We start from the raw sequence: 19,124 nt of genomic DNA on the forward strand, positions 1-19,124 counted from the left end.
GGCAGGCTCAGGAGCCGGACGACGATCCGCCGGCCGCCAGCCGCATCAGGTCGGTGTCGAAGTTCACGTCGGCCGCCGACTGTTCGGCGGCGGTGGCGTTGCCGGCGAACTGATGCTGGTAGCCATCCCAGGCGGCGTTGACGATGGAGCGTCCGACGCCCGACGCCACGAACTGGGCGAGTTCGGTGGCGGCGCGATCGATGCGCTTGCCGAGGTCGGGCGCGCCCCAATCCTCCGGCGCCGCAAAGATCGAGGTAGGGACGGGGACGGCGCGGAGGAACGCGAACAACGGCCGCATCTGCTCGTCGGCGACCATGGCGTGGCGGGCGGTGCCGGCCGTTGCGGCGAGGATCACCGGCTTGGCGATCAACAGGTCGTTGTCGACGAGGTCGATGAAGGATTTGAACAGCCCGCTCATCCCGGCCTTGTAGACAGGGGTGGCGGCGATGATGGCGTCGGCGCCGGCCAGGCTATCGATGGCGGCCTGCAGCTTGTCGCCGGGGAAGCCGGCGACGATGGCCTTGGCGATGTCGATCGCCAGCGGCGCGAGGTCGATGATGGCGAGCGAGGTGGCGAGGCCGGCTCCCGCCAGCCGGTCGAGGCTCTGCTGCGCGATGCGATCGGCCAGCATGCGGGTCGATGACGGATCGCTGACCCCGGCATTGATGACGACGAGGCGGGCGGGGTGCTCGGGACTCTGGAACGGCTTGGTCATCTAGACCTCCGGTGTTGCCGGCGACCCCGCGAGCAAATGCTCGCAGAGATCGCGCAATTGGACGAGTTGCTGATCGCTGAGGCGACAGGTCATCGCCTCGGCGACATGGCGGCCATGCCTGGCGCCGACGCGCTTCTGCAGGTGCGCACCGGCCTTGGACAGGCTGAGGATGCTGGCGCGGGCATCCTCAGGGTCGGCCTGACGGTCGATCAGGCCGCGCGCTTCGAGCCGCGATACCGATCGGGAGAGGCCGGCCTGGCTGATGAGGACATCCTTGCCGAGTTCGGACATCCTCAGGCCGGTCTTCGCCGTCGAAAGCGCATAGAGCACGCCGTAATCGGTGGGCACGAGCTCGCCCCAGGCATCGCCGGCGTGGAGCTCGGCGGCAATGGTCATCTGGGCGCGGAACAGCGCCTCCCAGGCCTGGTTCGCCAATCTGGTGTCGCTGGCCATGGCTCAGCCCACCAGCGGCAGCTTGGCGGCGAGGGCCGGGTCGGTGTCCTGGTAGGGACGGGTGCCGGTCAGATTGTCGCCGCGGTTGGGGTTGGGCGTCGGCTGCCGCGCCGGGGCGTCACCGTATTTGGCGGTGACCAGGCTCGCGTGCGTCGGCGCCTCGGCGGCGCCTGGCGAACGCCGCGCGGCCATCTCCTTGCGCAGCACCGGCACCACTTCGGTGCCCAGCAGCTCGACCTGCTCCAGCGCCGCCTCGAGCGGCAGGCCCATGGCGTCGACCACCCAGAGCTGGCGTTGGTAATCGCCGAAGGCCTCGCGGAAGCTCAGCGTCTTGTCGATGATCTCCTGCGGGCTGCCGACGCTGAGCGGCGTGTTCTTCGCATACTCCTCGAGGCTGTAGCTCGAGCCATAGATCGGGTTGCCCTCGAAGAACGGCCGGAAGCGCTCATGGGCATCCTGCGAGTTTTTCGCGATGAAGGCGTGTCCGCCCAGCCCGACAATGGCCTGCTCCTTGCTGCCGTGGCCATAGTGCTCGAAGCGCTCGCGGTAGAAGTTGACCAGCGGCAGGAAATGGAAGTTGGGCGCGAGGACATTGTTGGCGAAATAGCCATTGCCGTAATAGGCCGCCTGCTCGGCGATCTCGGGCGTGCGGATCGAGCCGTGCCAGACAAAGGGCGGCACGTCGTCGAGCGGCCGGGGAATGGCAGTGAAGCCCTGCAGCGGCGTGCGGGACTTGCCCTGCCAATCGACCACATCCTCACGCCACAGCCGATGCAGCAGGTTGTAGTTCTCGAGCGCCAGCGCCACGCCGTTGCGGATGTCCTGGCCGAACCAGGGATAGACCGGCACGGTGTTGCCGCGGCCCAGCATCAGGTCGACCCGGCCTTTGGCCAGGTGCTGCAGCATGGCGTAATCCTCGGCGATCTTCACCGGGTCGTTGGTGGTGACCAGCGTCACCGAGGTCGACAGGATGATGCGCTGCGTCAGCGCCGCGATATGGGCGAGCAGCGTCGTCGGCGAGGACGAGAAGAAGGGCGGGTTGTGATGCTCGCCAATGGCGAATACGTCGAGGCCGACCTCGTCGGCGCGCTGCGCGATACGGCCGATGGCATCGATCCGCTCCGCCTCGCTGGGTGTGTTGCCGGTGAGCGGGTTGCGGGTGACGTCGCTGACCGAGAAGATTCCGAACTGCATGACATGCCTCCTAAGGCTGCGGTTGCCGAAGATATATGTATGCGCATGCATCTATCAAGGTGGGCAACTGATCTGGAGCGGCGTAGTCAACCAAGCGCCCAGCCGCAACATGCCTAACCGTCATCCTGGCACGCTCAAACAAACTTCTGACGAGCGGCCCTGCTGTGGCGCCTAGATGCAGCCAAGCCAGTAGATCGAGGATATCGCGAGGCCAACACATCGTTCTGACCAGTGACAAGTAGTGTGCGGTGCCGCCTGATCTATGTGCTGCAAGATACGCTCCCGAAAGGCGTGGAGACTATAGTTAATTGTGGCAATCTCTGATCGGAGCTGAGATATTGTCGGCAGAATTGGGGATGAGGGAAATCATGTCAGGCAATAAGATCGGCAAGAGAATTGTCGGCGTTCTCTCAATCCTGATCGCGGCTGCAAGTGCGGCCCTGGCTGACGACCTTCCCGCGCAGACAATCAAGCCTGCCGGCACCACTGTACTCTTCGCCCAGACCATGGACTGGTTCGACCCCACACACTTCGTTGTCGGACGGTGGGACGGAACGCTGTCGTTATTCCGGACGCCCAAGGCAGGAGAGTGGGGACCCATGGTTACCCAGGCGATGGCCCTGCCTTCGGGGCAGGGCGTCGAAATGGTGGCAGCAGTTGATGGCTCGACGATCGTATCGTCCGATGGTCGAGAAAGTCTCGCCGTGTGGCGCCGAGACGGGGCAGCCGATGCAGAGCAAGACTTCGAGCTTGTCGCCAACCTGCCTTACGATCCGACTTACGGACCCGCCAATAGCGGGCTCATCACCGAAGTCGACGGCGCCAAGCTGCTGGTTACTGGTCATGAAAGTGGTGCCGTCATCTACTGGCAGCAGGGTCCTGACGGCGGTTTCTCGATCCTGAGGCACATCAATGTCGCCTCGCCCAATGCACCGTCCAATCCGTGGCAGCTGCATAATGTTAGGGGCCTCGCGCTCTGGAACGACACCACGGTCGTCACCGGGTCAGAAGATGGCGATCTGGTGGGGCTCAGCGTTCGGGATGGCAGCGAGCTGTTCCGAGTTCGCTATAACGAGAAGGCGCAGCGCGGGATCAACAACATCTCGGTTCTGGGCAATTGGCTTCTGGTGGTGAACTGCGCCGTGGGCAGCGCCGACAAGAACCTCTGGCTGTTCGACCTGTCCTCCGGAACACCCGTCCTTAGCGACGCGGAGAATCTCGCCCTCGACCTATCGCGATCCCAGGTGTTCAACTTCGACGCCGATCTGGTTGCGGGAGCCGACGGTCCGATGTTCTTCAGCAGCACGGAAGAAGGACTCCTATGGGTGGGCGGAATCGAAGGCGGTCAATTGATCGTCACGGGGATTACGAAATCCTCACCCGAGGGCGGGTCCGTCGTCGACGTCGCTCCAGGCGGGAATCTGGTTGCCGTGGCGACCTACGCTCTGCGCCTGTTTGAAGTGCGATAGGCGCTCCCAGTCACGTCGACGTGGCGTTGTGCGAGGCAGGTGACCGGCACAGGTATTGTCGTCGCGGAATTCGCTCCGTCTCCGACTTTTGGACGCTTGACGCGCTTACGTCATGAGGAGTATCTGCCCGTCTCAGGACACCTTGCCCTAACGCAAGGCTTTCGACCTGGGAGGGTCGCCATGGCTGATTTGCCCCTGACTGCGCCGGCAGTGAAACCGGCTAACCCCAATTTTTCGTCGGGCCCCTGTGCCAAACGTCCTGGCTGGACGGTGGACGTGCTCGCCAACGCGCTGGTTGGCCGCTCGCATCGCGCCAAGCCGGCCAAGCAGCGCATCGAGAAGGCCATCGCGCTGACGCGTGAGCTGCTCGAGGTCCCGGCGGACTACCTGATCGGCATTGTCCCAGCTTCCGATACCGGCGCCGTGGAGATGGCGTTGTGGTCGATGCTCGGCGCCCGCGGCGTCGATATGCTGGCCTGGGAATCGTTTGGCGAGGGCTGGGTCACCGACGTGCAGAAGCAGCTGAAGCTGCAGAACGTCCGCACCCTGACCGCCCCCTATGGCGAGCTGCCGGACCTCTCGACCGTCAATTTCGACAATGACGTGGTGTTCACCTGGAACGGCACCACCTCGGGCGTCCGGGTGCCGAACGCCGACTGGATCCCGGCCGATCGCAAGGGCCTGACGATCTGCGACGCGACCTCTGCCGCATTTGCGCAGAACCTCGATTTTTCGAAGCTCGATGTCATCACCTTCTCCTGGCAGAAGGCGCTGGGTGGTGAAGCGGCGCATGGCGTGCTGATCCTCAGCCCGCGCGCTGTCGAGCGGCTCGAGACCTACAAGCCGGCCTGGCCGTTGCCCAAGATTTTCCGCATGACCAAGGGCGGCAAGCTCATGGCCGATATCTTCGAGGGCGCTACCATCAACACCGTGTCGATGCTGTGCATCGAAGACGCGGTGGATGCGATGGAGTGGGGCAAGACCGTCGGCGGGCTGAAGGGCATGCAGGCGCGCGCCGATGCCAATGCCAAGGTGCTGGCCGATTGGGTGGCCAAGTCCGACTGGGCGGCCTTCCTCGCCAAGAACGAGGCCGAGCGCTCGAACACCTCGATCTGCCTCGTGATCAAGGACCCGGCGATCACCGCGCTCTCCGACGACGCGCAGGCGGCTTTCGCCAAGGCGATCGTCTCGCGGCTCGACAAGGCCGGCGTCGCCTATGATATCGGCGGCTACCGCGATGCCCCGACGGGGCTGCGCATCTGGGCCGGCTCGACGGTCGAGACCGCGAACCTTGCGGCGCTGACCCCGTGGCTCGACTACGCCTTCGCCGCCGAAAAGGCCGCGCTGGCACAGGCTGCCGCCTAAGCACCATTGCTTCCAGCCGCCCCACCGGGGCGGCTCACTTCCCCAAGTTTCACGCGGTCTGAGGTCAAGCCCGGAGCCGCAACAGCATGGAGGGCGACATGCCCAAGGTTCTCGTTTCGGACAAGCTGTCGAAGACCGCGGTCCAGATCTTCAAGGACAACAATATCGACGTCGACTACCTGCCCGATCTCGGCAAGGACAAGGACAAGCTGTTCGAGGTGATCGGCCAGTATGACGGCCTCGCCATCCGCTCGGCGACCAAGGTGACCGACAAGATCCTCAGCGCCGCCAAGAACCTGAAGGTGATCGGCCGCGCCGGCATCGGCGTCGACAATGTCGATATCCCGGCCGCCACCAAGGCCGGTATCATCGTGATGAACACCCCGTTCGGCAACTCGATCACCACCGCCGAGCACGCCATCTCGCTGATGCTGTCGCTGGCCCGGCAGATCCCCGAAGCCGACGCTTCGACCAAGGCATCGAAGTGGGAAAAGAACCGCTTCATGGGCGTCGAGGTCACCAACAAGACGCTCGGCCTGATCGGCGCCGGCAATATCGGCTCGATCGTTGCCGACCGGGCGCAGGGCCTCAAGATGAAGGTGGTGGCGTTCGATCCGTTCCTGACGCCGGAGCGCGCGCAGGCCATCGGGGTCGAGAAGGTCGAGCTCGACGAGCTGCTGAAGCGTGCCGATTTCATCACGCTGCACACGCCGCTGATCGACGCGACCCGCAACATCATCAATGCCGAGGCCATCGCCAAGATGAAGGACGGCGTGCGCATCATCAACTGCGCCCGTGGCGGCCTCGTCGATGAAGCGGCGCTCTATGAGGCGCTGAAATCGGGGAAGGTGGCGGGCGCGGCGTTCGACGTGTTCGTCGAGGAGCCGGCGCAGAACAACCCGCTGTTCGAGCTCGCCAACTTCATCGCCACCCCGCACCTCGGCGCTTCGACCACCGAAGCGCAGGAGAACGTGGCGCTGCAGGTGGCCGAGCAGATCTCGGCCTATCTCAATACCGGCGAGATCACCAATGCGCTGAACTTCCCCTCGATCACCGCCGAGGAAGCGCCGCGGCTGACCCCGTGGGTGAAGCTCGCCGAGGCGCTCGGCTCGTTCGCCGGCCAGCTGACCGAGACCTCGATCAAGGGCATCCGCCTCGAGTACGAGGGCAATGTCGCGGCGCTCAACACCAAGCCGATGACCGCCGCGGCGATCAACGGCGTGTTGAAGCCGCAGGTGGCCGAGGTGAACATGGTTTCGGCGCCGCAGATCGCCAAGGATCGTGGCATCAATGTCGAGATCATCACCCGCGACCAGCAGGGGGCCTATGAAGGCTATATCCGCCTCACGGTGATCACCGAGCGGCAGGAGCGCGGCATTGCCGGCACCATCTTTGCCAATGGCAAGTCGCGCATCATCCAGGTCAAGGGCATCAACATGGATGCCGAGCTGACCCCGTCGATGCTCTACGTCACCAACGAGGACAAGCCGGGCCACATCGGCCGGCTCGGCACGCTGCTCGGCAACCTCGGCATCAACATCGCCAACTTCAACCTCGGCCGCGCCGAGGTGGGCGGCGACGCGATTGCGCTGTTGTCGATCGACGGCGAGGTGACGGCGGAGCAGCTCAAGGAAATTGCCGGGCTCCCCGGCGTGCGCCAGGCCAAGGCCGTGGCGTTCAACTAAGCCGCAGGGTTGGGTTCAGACGGAAAGGCCGGGCATTGCCCGGCCTTTTTGTTTGGTGTGGATCGTTGGTGGTTTGCACCGCTCGCCCCACCAACTCGGTGTCATCCCAGCGAAAGCTGGGACCCATCTATCGGCTGGCGCGGGGGGTGAGTTGGGTCCCAGCTTTCGCTGGGATGACAGCCGGTGGAGGAGGCAAGTTAGTGGCCAACTGACCGTCAAATGCCTACCGCAGCGGACGGAAGAACGTCTTTAGATCCCCGGCCAGCAGCGCTGGTTCTTCCATCGCCGGGAAGTGCCCGCCCGCGGTGAACTCGCTCCAGTGGCCGATCTGCTGCTGCGGGTCGAACAGGGGGCGGACCAGGTCGCTGGCGTTGAACACCGCGACGCCGCGCGGGGTGGCGCTGGGCGGGGCCCAGCCCATGGCCTTGAAGGCTTCCCACAGCGCATTGGCCGAAGCCGAACCGCCGCCGCCGTACCAGTAGAGGCTCACATTGGTGAGGAACTGGTCGATATCGACCGCCGCTTCGATCGTCGCCTTGTTCGGGTTGGTCCAGGCCTTGAACTTCTCGGCGATCCAGGCCAGCTGGCCGATCGGCGAGTCGTTCAGCGCATAGCCCAGCGTCTTGGGCCGGGTCGACTGGATGGCGATGTAGCCGTTGCGATCGGCGACCTTGGCCAACAGGGCGCCGGCGCGCTCTTTCTGCTCGGCGGTGAGCGCCGGGTTCTGGGAGAGGTCGCCGCCCATGAACGAGGCGACGGCGATGACGCTGTCGAGGTCGGTGCCGAGATGGAGGCCAATGGCGCGGCCGTTGGTCAGCACGTCGAGCTGGGCCGCGACGTCGGAGCCCATATCGGTGCCGTGGACGGCGAAACGATCATAGCCGAACTGGTTGAGCAGCTCGGCGATGGCGGCCGCGGTCTTCGTGGCAGTCCAGCCGGGCTGGCGCGGGGCAGGGGAGAGGCCGAAACCGGGGGCGGTCGGGATGATGAGGTGGAAGGCGTCTTTGCCGTCCGCCGGGTTGGTCAGCGGCTCGACCAGCTTCAGGTATTCGATGCCCGAACTCGGCCAGCCATGGCAGAGCACCAGCGGCATGGCGTCGGCGTGTCTGGAACGGATGTGGAAGGCGTGCACATGCTCGCCCTCGAACTCGAGCATCACCTGGTCGTAGCGGTTGAGTTCAGCCTCCTGGGCGCGCCAGTCGAAGGCGGCCCAGCGCTCGGCCAGCTGCCGGAGGTAACCGCCGGGGATGCCGCGCTCCCAGGTGTCGGGGGCAACCTCGACCGGCCAGCGGGCGCTGCGCAGGCGATATTGCAGGTCGGCGATATCGGCGTCGGCGATGGCGAGTTTGAACGGCTTGGCGGTGGTCATGGTGGTCTCTCCTCGGGCTGCGGAATGGGCGATGGCCGTGAACGCCGGCACCAGGGCTGCGGCGATGGCGGACTTGATGAGGGATCGACGGGTCAGGGGCATTTCCGGGTCATCCTCGCTGTTTCGGCGCCGGTCTCTGCCGGCCCCAGAACCATGCGCCGGCGCTGCTGACAGAGCCTGTCAGCAGCGCCGGTTGTCCGCCGTGATGTGCGAGGTCAGGCGAGGGCGCGAGCCCGGCCGAGGCCGACCCATTGCAGGGCGGCGAGCGCCGCGACCGCGACGGCCTGGGCGATGACGAAGGCAACGCCGAGGAGCGTCAGCGGGAAGGTGCCGGCCAAGAGCACAATGAGGCTGCCGACGACCCAGGCGGCGTTGACAAGGACGATCAGCGTCGCGGCGCCGCGCGGCGTCTCACGCTGTATCCCGACCCAGCCGACGAAGGCGGCGAAAGCGATGAGGAACAGGCCGAGCGGCTGGGTGGCGGTTGCCGGCAGGCCGGTGAGGTCGGCGAGCAGGCTGCCGCCGATGGCAAGCAGCGCGCCGGTGGCCACGGTCGCGGCGGCATCGGCAACGAGGGCAAAGCGGATGAGGTTCATTTCGGTTTCTCCGTCGGGGTTCGTTTGTTGACGGCGACACATTTCTACCTCCCGCTTCCTCGTCTCAACTAACGCAGAGGTAATTGAACCGACGCCGCGGCGGGGTAGGGTCGGCGCCATGACCCACGCACAAGCCACGGCCTCCGACCGTTCCATCGGCGACTACATCCGCGACTGGCGCCAGCACCGCCGCTTCAGCCAGCTCTCGCTGGCGCTGGAGATCGAGCTTAGCCAGAAGCACCTGAGCTTCATCGAAAGCGGACGCTCGGTCCCAAGCCGCGAGGTGGTGCTGCGCATCGCCTCCGGCCTCGGCGTGCCGTTGCGGATCCGCAACCTGATGCTGCTCGCGGCGGGGTACGCGCCGGTCTATCCGGAGCGGCGGCTCGACCACCCGGATCTGGCGCCGGCCCGCGCCGCGGTAGATCTGGTGCTCAAGGCCTATGAGCCGTACCTGGCCATCGCCGTCGATCGCGGCTGGAACCTGGTGTCGGCAAATGCCGCGGCGGCGCCGTTCCTGGCGCAGGTCAGGGACCAGGCGCTGCTGCAGGAGCCGATCAACGTGCTACGGCTCAGCCTGCACCAGGAGGGGTTGGGGCGGCTGATCGTCAACTACGACGAATGGGCCCGAGACATCCTGCGGCGGGTGGCGGCGCAGCTTGAAGCGAGCGGCGACCCCGCCATCGCCGAGCTCCTGGAAGAGCTGCGCGACATCTCCGGCATCGCTCCCGGCTATGAAGGGCGCGACGAGCATGGCGGGGTATTCGTGCCGATGAAGATGCGCTTCGGCGACGCCGTGGCGAGCTTCATTTCCACCACCACGGTGTTCGGCACGCCCACCGAGATCACGCTCAGCGAGTTGGTGATCGAGGCGTTCTTGCCGGCGGATGCGGAGACGGCAGCTTTGCTGGCGGCGGTGGTGGGGTGAGGGGTAATTCGCCGCGACATCCAGCTTGTGGCTCACCCCCACGCACCAGCGTGAGAGGTCTACCCCTGCTTCCACCCATACCAGACGATCGGATCACCAAAAATCGGGTGAAGCTCGTCGCGCAGGTGAACCAGCCCGTGCTTCTCGTAGAAGCGGCGCGCCGGCGTATTGCCGGGGCGGGTGAACAGGGTGAAACCATCAGGCATCTGCGCCTTGGCGGCATCGAGCAGCAGCCGGCCGAGACCTAGCCCACGCGCTTCGGGATGCATGAACAGTTGGTCGAGGATGGCGGCTTCCGGCTTGATGGCGATAAAGCCGATGATCTCCGGGCCGGCCTCAGCCACCGTCACCTTCCAGCCAGCCTCCATCTCGACGTCGACCCGCTGCCGCAGCCGCTCGAGGCTGGGTAGTTGCACCGGGCCGACGCCCGGCAGGCCGGCGCTCAGGTGCCAGATAGTGGCGATAGCATCGTAGTCGGCAGAAGTCGCCGGTCGGAGTTCGATCCCGCTCATGTGCCGCGCCGCGCCGAATATTCCGCCAGCACCAGGCCGGCGGCGACGAGGATTGCGGCGACGATGTGGAACAGCTGCAGCGCTTCGCCAAGGACGATCACCGAGCCGACCGTGCCGAACAGCGGGATCAGGTTGACGAACAGGCTGGCGCGGTTGGAGCCGATCAGTTCGACACCGCGGACATAGAGCATCTGCGAGATCACCGAGGGGAAGATCACCGTATAGGCGGCGATCAGCCAGCCCTGCAGATCGATGGCGGCGAGGTTGTCGCGGTTCGCGGTGCCATTACCGAGCGTCGCCTGGTAGCCCAACGAGGCAAGGATGGCGCCGCTGCAGGTGGCGGCGAGGAAGCTGGTCCAGTGGGTCGGCGGGCGCCAGCGCAGCGCGATCGAATAGATGGCGTAGGCGAAACAGGCGAGGATGACGAGCAGATCGCCGAGGTTCACTTCCAGCGTCAGGATGCGGGTCAGGTCGCCATGCGTCGCGATGATGGCGACGCCGAGAATCGTGACCAGTACGCCCAAGAGTTGCAGGCCGCGCACCCGGGTGCGGAACAGCGCGAAGTTGAGGATGATGACGAAGATGTTGACCGCCACCTGCTCGAGCGAGGTGTTGACCCCGGAAGTGTAGTAGGCGGCGACATAGACCAGGACGTTGAAGGTGGCGAAGCCCACGGCGCCGTAGAACAGATAGAGCCACCATTTAGCCCGGATCACCGGCCAATCGCGCTTCAGCGGCCCGATAGCGAAGGGCAGCACTAGCAGCAGCGCGCCGGTCCAGCGCAGGATCATCAGCGAATGCGCATCGATATGGCCGACCGCGAGCTTGCCGGCGACGACATTGCCGCCCCAGAACAGCGTGGTGAGGATCAGGATCAGATAGGGGCGATCCATCAGGGCGTGGAACGCGCGGTTGCCGGTCGCGGCAGAGGAGTTCGTCATCGGGGCCGTATGGTTCGTGCATCGGCCGCCACCTCGAAAGATGGCGGCCGAAGAAGGCGCGAACATAGAGTGCTTCCAGGAAAAGTTGCAGACTTTTCCGGTTCGGAAGCGCGACAAACAAGACGTGAGGCTTGGCGCGTCGCGCCAGCCCGTCAGGCCGCCGGCGGGATGTTCTGGTTGAGCCGGAACAGGTTTTCCGGATCGTACTTGGCCTTGACCTGGCGCAGTCGGTCCCAGGTCGAGCCGGGATAGGCGGCGCGGAGGCCCTCGCCACCCTCGATGCCGAGGAAGTTGACATAGGCGACGGCGTTTTTCTCACTGACGCTGGTGACCGCCTCGGTGGCCCAACGGTCGAAATGGGCGATGACGTCGGCGCCGCCTTCATACATGGCGAGGAACGCCACCATGATCTTGCCCTGGCGATGCGCGAAGGCCGTGGCGTCGGTGGCGACGCGCGAATAGGCGCCGCCCAGGACGCGGATCTGCCCCATCTTCATCGGGCTGGGACAGGCTTCGAGTGCCGCCAGCATTTTTGCCGCGGCCTCGACGCTGAACCGGTCGACGAAGCGCGAACGGCACGAGACGGCCGGGCGCATCTCGGGAGGCGGGTCCATGGCGTACATGGCGGAGTAGGGCGCCGGGCCGACGAGATCGGCGATCGGCGTGGCGATGGCGCGGAACGGGGCGAGCGCCTGGGTCGCGGCGTCGGGCGTGCCGGAGAAGGCCATCATGCCGATCAGTGCGAGCCTGCCGTGGAACTCTGCCGGGACGAACGGCACCGGCGGGATCGGCATGACCATGGCGATGGTCGACAGTGCGTCCGGCGCTGCATCGGCGAGGCTAGCGAATTTTGCGATGTTCTCGGCCGTGGCCGGCAGCACCAGCGGGCCGCCGACGAAGGAGGGCAGCGGGTTGAGCTTGAACTTCAGGCGCGTCACCACGCCGAAATTGCCGCCACCACCGCGCAGCGCCCAGAACAGGTCCGGGTGGTTGTCGGCGTCGGCGACGAGGATGTCGCCGGCCGCCGTCACCAGTTCGGCCGCCAGCAGCGAGTCGATGGTGAGGCCGTGCTGGCGCACCATGTAGCCGATGCCGCCGCCCAGCGTCAGGCCGCCAATGCCGACCGTGCCGGAATCGCCGAAGCCGACGATCAGCCCGTGCTGCTCGACGGCGCGGGTGACTTCGCCGGAGCTGAGGCCGGTGCCGGCCCAAACGGTGCTGGTCTCGCCGTCGATCTCGATGCCGTTGAGATCGCGCAGGTCAATGACCAGGCCACCCTCGGTGCCGCTATGGCCGCCGACGCTGTGGCCGCCGCTGCGGACCGCCAGTTCGAGATCGGTGGCGCGGGCGAAGTTGATCACTGCCGCCACGTCCGAGACATTGGCGACACGGATCACCGCCGCCGGGCGCCGGTCGAAATTGCCGAGGGCGACGGTGCGCACCTCGTCATAAGCCGCATCACGGCGCGTTACGACGCGGCCGCGCAGGCTCGAGGCCAGCATGTCGATCTGGTCTTCGAGCGGAAAGCGTTTGTCCATTCCCTGAATTCTCGCTGAGGTTGCGTTTGGAGAGCGCGGCCTCTAGGGGCGGCAGATTGAACGGCAAATGAATGTGCCGCTCAGCGCCGGATCAGGAATGTGCTGAGGTGCGGGGATACCGGGGCGTCGAGCTGACACCCCGGTATGGTGGCCTCAGGCGGCCGGCGGGATGTTCTGGTTGAGCCGGAACAGGTTCTCCGGGTCGTAGGCCCGCTTCACCTGTCTGAGCCGGTCCCAGGTGTCACCGGGATAGGCGGCGCGGACGCGGGCAGGGCCCTCGTCGGCGACGAAGTTGACATAGACGCCATCGTCGCCCTGGTTCAACGCCTTGGCGAAGTCGGCGGCCCAGGCCTCCTTCTTCGGCTTGTCGGCCTCGCCATCGTAGAACGCCGCCACGTTGATCATGATCGGGCTCTTGCGGTGGGCGTAGGCGGTGGCCGAGGGGGCAACGCGGCCGAGCGCGCCGCCGAGCACGCGGATCTGGCAGACCCTGAGGCTCGCGTCGGATTCCTCGAGGTAGCCGAGGATAGTCTCGGCCTCGGGGGTGCCGATACGGTCGACGAGGAGGTTCAGCGCCGCCGCCGTCGGGTGGTAGTCCGGATCCTCGGGCGGATACATGCTGGCATAGGGGCCGGGCTTGACGAAATCGGCCAGCGGGGTGCCGAGCGCCCGGAATGGCGCCAGCGCCTTGTCGGCTGCGTCCGGCTCGCCGGCGAAGGCGAGCATGGCGAGGATCACCATCTTGCCGTGCTGCTCGGCTGGCAGGAACGGCATGGGCGGGGCGGGCATGACGTTGGCAATGCCCGAGAGTTCTTCGGGCGCCGCCTTGGCGGCGGCAACGAAGCCGACGATGGTCTTGGCGGTGGCCGGCAGTACCAGCATGCCGCCGGTGAAGGCGGGGAGCGGATGCAGCTGGAACTTCAGCCGGGTGACGACGCCGAAATTGCCGCCGCCACCGCGCAGCGCCCAGAACAGTTCCGGGTGATTGGCGGCATCGGCGAGCAGTTGCTGGCCATCGGCAGTGACGAGCTCGACCGCCAGCAACGAGTCGATGGAGAGGCCATGCTTCCTCGCCAGATAACCCACGCCACCGCCCAACGTGATGCCGCTGATGCCGACCGTGCCGGCGTCGCCGAAGCCGACGATCAGCTGGTGCGGGGCCAGGGCTTCGGTGAGGGCGATAGCCGTAACGCCGGCGCCGACCCAAACCGTGCGATTGGCGGCGTCGATGTTGATTTCGTTGAGGTCGCGGACATCGATGACGAGGCCGCCATGGGTGGTCGAATGACCGGCGCCGCTGTGGCCGCCGCTGCGGACGGCGAGTTCGAGCTGGTTGTCGCGGGCATAGGCAATGGCGGCGGCAGTGTCGGCGGCATCGGCGACGCGGACGAGCTGCGCGGGGCGCTTATCGTAGCCGCCGTACATGACGGTGCGGAGCTTGTCGTAGTCGGAATCGGTTGCTGTGATCACCCGGCCGGCAGAGCCGGCGGGCAGGCGGAAGGCATTCGCGGCAGTCGAGAGGGGCATAACCTTGTCCTCAGGTTCTCGGGTTGGCGCGCTGGGTTGCGGTAACATGGGTGTGACTATCCGTGATTGCTAGAGCGAGACATCGCATCGTTGAATCCTGTCTGCGCTCCCCGACTGAGAGATCGACCGGAAAAAGTCTGCGACTTTTCCGGGCCGCGCCTGCATTGGGTTGGTCGAGAGACCAACCCTGGGCTGCACCACATTTTCCGATCTCCTCCAGCGGGTGCGACGTGACGGGATTTGTCATCTGAGAAGGACTGCTCTAAAGGACATCCGCAACTACCTCGGACTTCCCCAGCGGAAGCCGCACGGGTCAGCTTGCAGCGAAACGAAACTGATCTTTGCGGTCCGCCGGCAGCACGCCCGGCCGGGCTGCCGCTTCCTGAGGGACAATAAGCGCATGGCAAACGTGATCGTCGTCGGCAGCCAATGGGGTGACGAGGGCAAGGGCAAGATCGTCGACTGGCTGTCGGAGCGCGCCGATGTGGTGGTGCGCTACCAGGGCGGTCACAATGCCGGTCATACGCTGGTCATCGACGGCACCAGCTACAAGCTGGCGCTGCTGCCCTCGGGCGTGGTGCGCGGCAAGCTGAGTGTCATCGGCAACGGCGTGGTGGTCGATCCGCACCACTTCGTCGCCGAGGTGGAAAAGATCGGCGCCCAGGGTATCGACGTCACGCCTGAAGTGCTGAAGATCGCCGACAATGCGCCGCTGATCCTCAGCCTCCATCGTGAGCTCGACGCGGTGCGCGAGAGCGGCAATTCCGGTTTGAAGATCGGCACCACCCGCCGCGGCATCGGCCCGGCCTATGAAGACAAGGTCGGCCGTCGCGCCATCCGGGTCTGCGACCTCAGCGAGCCCGAGACGCTGATGCCCAAGATCGAGCGGCTGCTGGCGCATCACAATGCGCTGCGCCGCGGCATGGGCATGGCAGAGCTCTCGGCACAGTCGCTCTACGACGAGCTGATGGAAGTGGCCGGCAAGATTCTGCCCTATGTCGACCAGGTGTGGCGGCTGCTCGACGAGAAGCGCCGCGCCGGGGCGCGCATCCTGTTCGAAGGCGCGCAGGGGGCGCTGCTCGATAACGACCATGGCACCTATCCGTTCGTCACTTCGTCGAACACGGTAGCGGGCCAGGCCGCAGCCGGTTCGGGCCTCGGGCCGACGGCGATCGGCTATGTGCTGGGGATCACCAAGGCCTATACCACCCGCGTCGGCGAGGGGCCGTTCCCGTGCGAACTCGACGACGAGATCGGCCGGCACCTGTCGAGCGTCGGCCGCGAAGTCGGCGTCAACACCGGGCGGCCGCGCCGTTGTGGGTGGTTTGACGCGGTGCTGGTGCGTCAGACGGTGAGAACTTCGGGGATAAACGGCATCGCGCTGACGAAACTGGATGTTCTTGACGGCCTCAAAGAGCTCAAAGTGTGCGTGGGCTATGAGCTCAATGGTCAAAAAATTGACTACTTGCCTGCCTCAATGGGAGCACAAGCTGCTGTTAAGCCGATTTACGAGACCCTCGAGGGGTGGTCGGAAACAACGGCAGGGGCGAGAAGCTGGTCTGAACTCCCGGCCCAGGCGGTGAAGTACGTCAGGTACATCGAAGAGCTGATCGGGGCGCCGGTCGCCATGCTCTCCACCAGCCCGGAAAGGCTGGATACCATACTGGTTCAGGACCCGTTCCAAGATTGAGTTTTTTTCGGTAGAACTGGCCCCCTAAATTACGGATGTCGCTTAGCCAATGGCGGACTACAAAGAGCTGTTACGTAGGGCGGTAGAAGCTCTGCCGGAGAATAACGGCGCCGCGCGACGCGCGGTCTACGAGAAGGCGCGTGCCGCGCTGGTCGGGCAGCTGCGCGCCATCAATCCGCCGCTGGCTGCTCGCGACATCACCGCACATCGCCTGCAGCTCGAGGATTGCATCCGCCAGGTCGAGCAGGAAGCCAGCGAGGCGGTGATCGCCGGCCTCGGTTCGGGCAAGGAAGACAATCCGCCGCCGCCGCCGGTTTATTTCGAGCCGCCGGCCAAGAAGGCCCCGGCGGCTGTCGCCAAACCTGTCGCCAAGCCCGTGCCGCAGAACGGCAAGGAGCCGCCACGGCCGCTGCCGCCGGGCGGTTCGATCGAAGAGATCATCGCAGCCGCCAATGCCGAGCAGACCGAGGGATCGGACCGGTCGCGCTCGATCGTGCGCCCCGACGCCAAGCCGATGGGCAAGCCCGTACCCAAGCTGGTGCCCTCGACGCAGCGCCAGCAGCCGCAGCTCGCCGCTCCCTTGCCGTCCGACGAAGATGAGGACGACGGCGAGGAGCTGCAGCAGCGCTCGTCGCCGGTCCGCTCGCCGATTCCGGCCAGGTCGCCGACCGGCCGCTCGCCGCTGCCCTCGATCGTGGCGCGGGCCGAAGCCGCCAAGAGCCGTACCGGCAATGCCGCGTTCGGCGCCCCGATCGGTGGCGCCGCCCGTGGCCCGGTGCTGGAGCCGCGCCGCGAACTGCCGGCGCCCCGTATGGAGCCCGCGGGTCGCAACGGCCAGGCCGCTGCCCGCCAGATGTCCGAGCCGGTGGCGCTGTTCAACGATCCGCCGATTGCCGCCGCCATGTCGGCGGTGCGCGAGGTCGAGGTGGAGGCCCCGCCTGCCGATCCGCAGGGCGCGATCGATCGCGCCATCGCGACGCTCGACCGCGAAGCGCGCGGCGATACCGAGTTCGAAGAGCCGGTCATCAACGGTGGCTACAGCGCCTTCGACGACGAGGCCGACGAACCGCCGGCCCGGCAGAACGGCTTTGCGCCGTCGATCCTCAAGGCCGATGCGCGCCCGCAGCGCGAAGGCAAGGCCGCCAAAGCCAGCGCCTTTGCCCGCGATGCCCGTGAGCCGCGCGGCAAGAAGCAGCGCGATACCGAGCCGAATTTCCCGCGCGCCCGGGCCGAGGACGAACGTCGCGGCCTCGGAGCCGTCACCATCTTCCTGATCGTCTTCGCCGTGCTGCTGATCGGCGCCGGTGGCGCCGGCTTCTGGGCCTGGCGTGAAGGTTTCATCGACCTCGACCAGATGTTCGGGCGCGGCGCTCCGGCGACGCAGCAGGCAGCGGTCACCGCTCCGACGCCGGCCGAAACCACGACCGACACCCCGGCCACCGGCCCGGGCAATACGGCGACACCAGCCGAGAGCGATACGCCGACCGCCGAGCTGGGCGCGACGGACGATCGCCTCGGCACCGAGACTGCCGCCGCGCCGGCGGAACTGAGCCGGTTGGTGCCAGCGGCACCTGAGGAGCGCCTCGGTACCGACCAGCAGACGGCGGCAACCGATGCCACGCAGGCAGCCGCCTCGGTCGATCCGGCCAGCCTCGCCGGCAGCCAGTCGCTGCTGCTCGAAGCCTCCGACAGCGGCACCACCGGCGCCGTGCCGTTCTCAGGCACGGTGGAGTGGAGCAAGGGCACCGACGAGATGGGCTTGCCGACGCTGATCGGCAAGGCGAACATCCCGGCGCGCAACCTCGCCGTCGACGTGCTGATCCGCAAGAACTCCGATGCGAGTCTCCCGGCCAGCCACCTGATGGAAGTGAACTTCCGGGTGACCGACAGCTTTATCGGCGGCTCGATCGCGGGCCTCCCGGGCGTGCTGCTGAAAAACGAAGAGCTGGTGCAGGGAACGCCTCTGGTCGGCGCTTCGGCCCGCGTCGTCGGCAACTCGTTCCTGTTCGCGCTCAGCGCCTCGCCCGCCGACATCACCGCCAACAGCAGCTTGCTCACCTCGCGCAAGTGGATGGATCTGGCGCTGATCTATGCCACCGGCAAGCGGGCGATCATCACGCTCGAAAAGGACGCCGCGGCCGAGACGATGTTCACCGAAGTGGTGGGCGAGTGGACGAAGTCGGTGGCTGCCGCGAACTGATCGGCTGAGAGAGAATCATCGAGACGCCCGGACCTGAGGTCCGGGCGTTTTGTTTTGAGGATCGGACTTCACCTAGGATGACAGCCAGCGGGCTTCCCCCTCTCCCCTCAGGGGAGAGGGTAGTGCAGCTAGGACCTTCAGGTCCGTAGCGGAACTCGGGTGAGGGGTTCAGCTTCTCAGCGAGTGCGCATTTCGCCGCTTCACCCCTCAACCGGCCTTCGGCCACCTCCGGGCGAGGGCTACGCCCTCGTCCCGCGACCCCTGAGGGGAGAAGGGACGTTCGCTCAGCCCCACCAGCACTACAGCCGCTTCAACACCCGCGCGGGAACGCCGGCGGCGATCGTGCTCGCCGGCACATCCCGGCTCACCACCGCCCCAGCCGCAATCACCGCGTTGTCGCCGACGCTGACCCCCGGCAGGATCGTCGCGGCGGCGCCGATCCAGACATTGTTGCCGATGGTGATGGGCTTTTTGACGATGCCGTTGCGGCGCTGCTGGGGATCGGTCGGATGGCCGGCGGAAACCAGGTTCACCTTCGGCCCGATCATCACGTCGTCGCCGATGCTGATGCCGCCCAGGTCCATGAAGTGGCAGCCCTGGTTGATGAAGACGTTGTTGCCGACGGTGATGTTGAGGCCGCAATCGGTGGAGAAGGGCGGGATGATCATGAAGCGCTCGCCCACCGGCTTGCCGATCAGCTCGCTGAAGGCGGTGCAGAGCCTCTCGAGGTCATCAAAGCCGATGTCGCTCAGCCGGGCGCTCAGCCGCACGGCGCGTTTGAGGTTCTCGAACATCTGCCGCCCCTCGGGGGAACGGGCAGGATTGGCTTCGGACATGGCGGGGCTTCCGGGGAGAATCGGAGGGTTAGTGTAGCGCGCGTTCAGCGCGGGCTGGACAGCGACTCGCTGCTACTACCGGCGCAACCTGACCCCCACCCTTGATCCC

Annotated in this window: 16 protein-coding genes; 6 read left to right on the forward strand and 10 right to left on the reverse strand. The window is 66.2% G+C overall.

The window, feature by feature from the left end; all coding sequences use genetic code 11:
* Positions 1-7 precede the first annotated feature (7 nt).
* Genes ASC68_RS20330 through ASC68_RS20340 form a run of 3 tightly spaced genes read right to left on the reverse strand, consistent with a single transcriptional unit; the run spans position 8 to position 2,362 of the window.
* Positions 8-715, reverse strand: coding sequence for a CE1759 family FMN reductase (locus tag ASC68_RS20330; protein WP_055883241.1), 708 nt, complete (start codon positions 713-715; stop codon positions 8-10).
* Positions 716-1,168, reverse strand: a complete 453-nt coding sequence (locus ASC68_RS20335; RefSeq protein ID WP_055883243.1) for a MarR family transcriptional regulator — start codon at positions 1,166-1,168, stop codon at positions 716-718.
* 3 nt (positions 1,169-1,171) lie between these two features.
* Entirely contained in the window at positions 1,172-2,362 is a 1,191-nt protein-coding gene (locus ASC68_RS20340) for a CE1758 family FMN-dependent luciferase-like monooxygenase (protein ID WP_055883245.1), read from the reverse strand.
* Positions 2,363-2,730: 368 nt separating this feature from the next.
* On the opposite strand from ASC68_RS20340, the gene ASC68_RS20345 reads away from it, so the two are divergent.
* The 3 genes from ASC68_RS20345 (at position 2,731) to serA (ending at position 6,881) form a co-directional block, all read left to right on the forward strand.
* On the forward strand, positions 2,731-3,831 hold the full coding sequence (locus tag ASC68_RS20345) for a hypothetical protein (RefSeq protein WP_156387389.1): 1,101 nt from the start codon (positions 2,731-2,733) through the stop codon (positions 3,829-3,831).
* Between the two features lie 180 nt (positions 3,832-4,011).
* On the forward strand, positions 4,012-5,196 hold the full coding sequence (locus ASC68_RS20350; protein ID WP_055883247.1) for a phosphoserine transaminase: 1,185 nt from the start codon (positions 4,012-4,014) through the stop codon (positions 5,194-5,196).
* A gap of 98 nt (positions 5,197-5,294) precedes the next feature.
* The gene (gene serA, locus ASC68_RS20355; protein WP_055883342.1) at positions 5,295-6,881 is read left to right on the forward strand and encodes a phosphoglycerate dehydrogenase; all 1,587 of its coding nucleotides are present in this window, start codon (positions 5,295-5,297) and stop codon (positions 6,879-6,881) included.
* Between the two features lie 223 nt (positions 6,882-7,104).
* Here the strand turns inward: serA and ASC68_RS20360 are convergent, their stop codons facing one another.
* Together ASC68_RS20360 and ASC68_RS20365 are read right to left on the reverse strand one after the other, a co-directional pair.
* Positions 7,105-8,352 carry an epoxide hydrolase family protein gene (locus ASC68_RS20360; protein WP_055883248.1) on the reverse strand — a complete coding sequence of 416 codons (1,248 nt, stop codon included), beginning with the start codon at positions 8,350-8,352 and terminating at the stop codon, positions 7,105-7,107.
* A gap of 113 nt (positions 8,353-8,465) precedes the next feature.
* A complete protein-coding gene (locus ASC68_RS20365; protein WP_055883250.1) occupies positions 8,466-8,846 on the reverse strand; it encodes a hypothetical protein in 381 nt (126 codons plus the stop codon).
* Between the two features lie 118 nt (positions 8,847-8,964).
* On the opposite strand from ASC68_RS20365, the gene ASC68_RS20370 reads away from it, so the two are divergent.
* Complete coding sequence (locus tag ASC68_RS20370; protein WP_055883252.1) at positions 8,965-9,771, forward strand: helix-turn-helix transcriptional regulator; 807 nt, start codon at positions 8,965-8,967, stop codon at positions 9,769-9,771.
* Between the two features lie 59 nt (positions 9,772-9,830).
* On the opposite strand, the gene ASC68_RS20375 is transcribed toward ASC68_RS20370, so the two are convergent.
* From ASC68_RS20375 to ASC68_RS20390, 4 genes are all read right to left on the reverse strand, one after another.
* On the reverse strand, positions 9,831-10,283 hold the full coding sequence (locus ASC68_RS20375) for a GNAT family N-acetyltransferase (RefSeq protein WP_055883254.1): 453 nt from the start codon (positions 10,281-10,283) through the stop codon (positions 9,831-9,833).
* The gene (locus ASC68_RS20380; protein ID WP_055883256.1) at positions 10,280-11,224 is read right to left on the reverse strand and encodes a DMT family transporter; all 945 of its coding nucleotides are present in this window, start codon (positions 11,222-11,224) and stop codon (positions 10,280-10,282) included. Before ASC68_RS20380 ends, ASC68_RS20375 begins: the two co-directional genes overlap by 4 nt.
* 152 nt (positions 11,225-11,376) lie before the next feature.
* Complete coding sequence (locus tag ASC68_RS20385) at positions 11,377-12,762, reverse strand: FAD-binding oxidoreductase (RefSeq protein WP_156387390.1); 1,386 nt, start codon at positions 12,760-12,762, stop codon at positions 11,377-11,379.
* A 153-nt stretch (positions 12,763-12,915) separates the two neighbouring features.
* Positions 12,916-14,289, reverse strand: coding sequence for an FAD-binding oxidoreductase (locus tag ASC68_RS20390; RefSeq protein WP_055883258.1), 1,374 nt, complete (start codon positions 14,287-14,289; stop codon positions 12,916-12,918).
* Positions 14,290-14,689: 400 nt separating this feature from the next.
* Between ASC68_RS20390 and ASC68_RS20395 the strand changes: the two genes are divergently transcribed.
* Complete coding sequence (locus ASC68_RS20395) at positions 14,690-15,979, forward strand: adenylosuccinate synthase (protein WP_055883259.1); 1,290 nt, start codon at positions 14,690-14,692, stop codon at positions 15,977-15,979.
* 49 nt (positions 15,980-16,028) lie between these two features.
* Positions 16,029-18,179 carry a hypothetical protein gene (locus tag ASC68_RS20400; RefSeq protein ID WP_055883261.1) on the forward strand — a complete coding sequence of 717 codons (2,151 nt, stop codon included), beginning with the start codon at positions 16,029-16,031 and terminating at the stop codon, positions 18,177-18,179.
* 299 nt (positions 18,180-18,478) lie between these two features.
* Here ASC68_RS20400 and ASC68_RS29390 read toward each other — a convergent pair whose 3' ends face one another.
* Complete coding sequence (locus ASC68_RS29390; RefSeq protein ID WP_055883263.1) at positions 18,479-19,015, reverse strand: sugar O-acetyltransferase; 537 nt, start codon at positions 19,013-19,015, stop codon at positions 18,479-18,481.
* Positions 19,016-19,124 lie beyond the last annotated feature (109 nt).

This window comes from Devosia sp. Root105 (assembly GCF_001424865.1).
Classification (GTDB): Bacteria; Pseudomonadota; Alphaproteobacteria; order Rhizobiales; family Devosiaceae; genus Devosia_A.

Coding starts and splice junctions, on each gene's coding strand:
- ASC68_RS20330 (WP_055883241.1), bottom strand. CDS start 715: ATGACCAAGCCGTTCCAGAGTCCCGAGCACCCCGCCCGCCTCGTCGTC.
- ASC68_RS20335 (WP_055883243.1), bottom strand. CDS start 1,168: ATGGCCAGCGACACCAGATTGGCGAACCAGGCCTGGGAGGCGCTGTTC.
- ASC68_RS20340 (WP_055883245.1), bottom strand. CDS start 2,362: ATGCAGTTCGGAATCTTCTCGGTCAGCGACGTCACCCGCAACCCGCTC.
- ASC68_RS20345 (WP_156387389.1), top strand. CDS start 2,731: ATGTCAGGCAATAAGATCGGCAAGAGAATTGTCGGCGTTCTCTCAATC.
- ASC68_RS20350 (WP_055883247.1), top strand. CDS start 4,012: ATGGCTGATTTGCCCCTGACTGCGCCGGCAGTGAAACCGGCTAACCCC.
- serA (WP_055883342.1), top strand. CDS start 5,295: ATGCCCAAGGTTCTCGTTTCGGACAAGCTGTCGAAGACCGCGGTCCAG.
- ASC68_RS20360 (WP_055883248.1), bottom strand. CDS start 8,352: ATGCCCCTGACCCGTCGATCCCTCATCAAGTCCGCCATCGCCGCAGCC.
- ASC68_RS20365 (WP_055883250.1), bottom strand. CDS start 8,846: ATGAACCTCATCCGCTTTGCCCTCGTTGCCGATGCCGCCGCGACCGTG.
- ASC68_RS20370 (WP_055883252.1), top strand. CDS start 8,965: ATGACCCACGCACAAGCCACGGCCTCCGACCGTTCCATCGGCGACTAC.
- ASC68_RS20375 (WP_055883254.1), bottom strand. CDS start 10,283: ATGAGCGGGATCGAACTCCGACCGGCGACTTCTGCCGACTACGATGCT.
- ASC68_RS20380 (WP_055883256.1), bottom strand. CDS start 11,224: ATGACGAACTCCTCTGCCGCGACCGGCAACCGCGCGTTCCACGCCCTG.
- ASC68_RS20385 (WP_156387390.1), bottom strand. CDS start 12,762: ATGGACAAACGCTTTCCGCTCGAAGACCAGATCGACATGCTGGCCTCG.
- ASC68_RS20390 (WP_055883258.1), bottom strand. CDS start 14,289: ATGCCCCTCTCGACTGCCGCGAATGCCTTCCGCCTGCCCGCCGGCTCT.
- ASC68_RS20395 (WP_055883259.1), top strand. CDS start 14,690: ATGGCAAACGTGATCGTCGTCGGCAGCCAATGGGGTGACGAGGGCAAG.
- ASC68_RS20400 (WP_055883261.1), top strand. CDS start 16,029: ATGGCGGACTACAAAGAGCTGTTACGTAGGGCGGTAGAAGCTCTGCCG.
- ASC68_RS29390 (WP_055883263.1), bottom strand. CDS start 19,015: ATGTCCGAAGCCAATCCTGCCCGTTCCCCCGAGGGGCGGCAGATGTTC.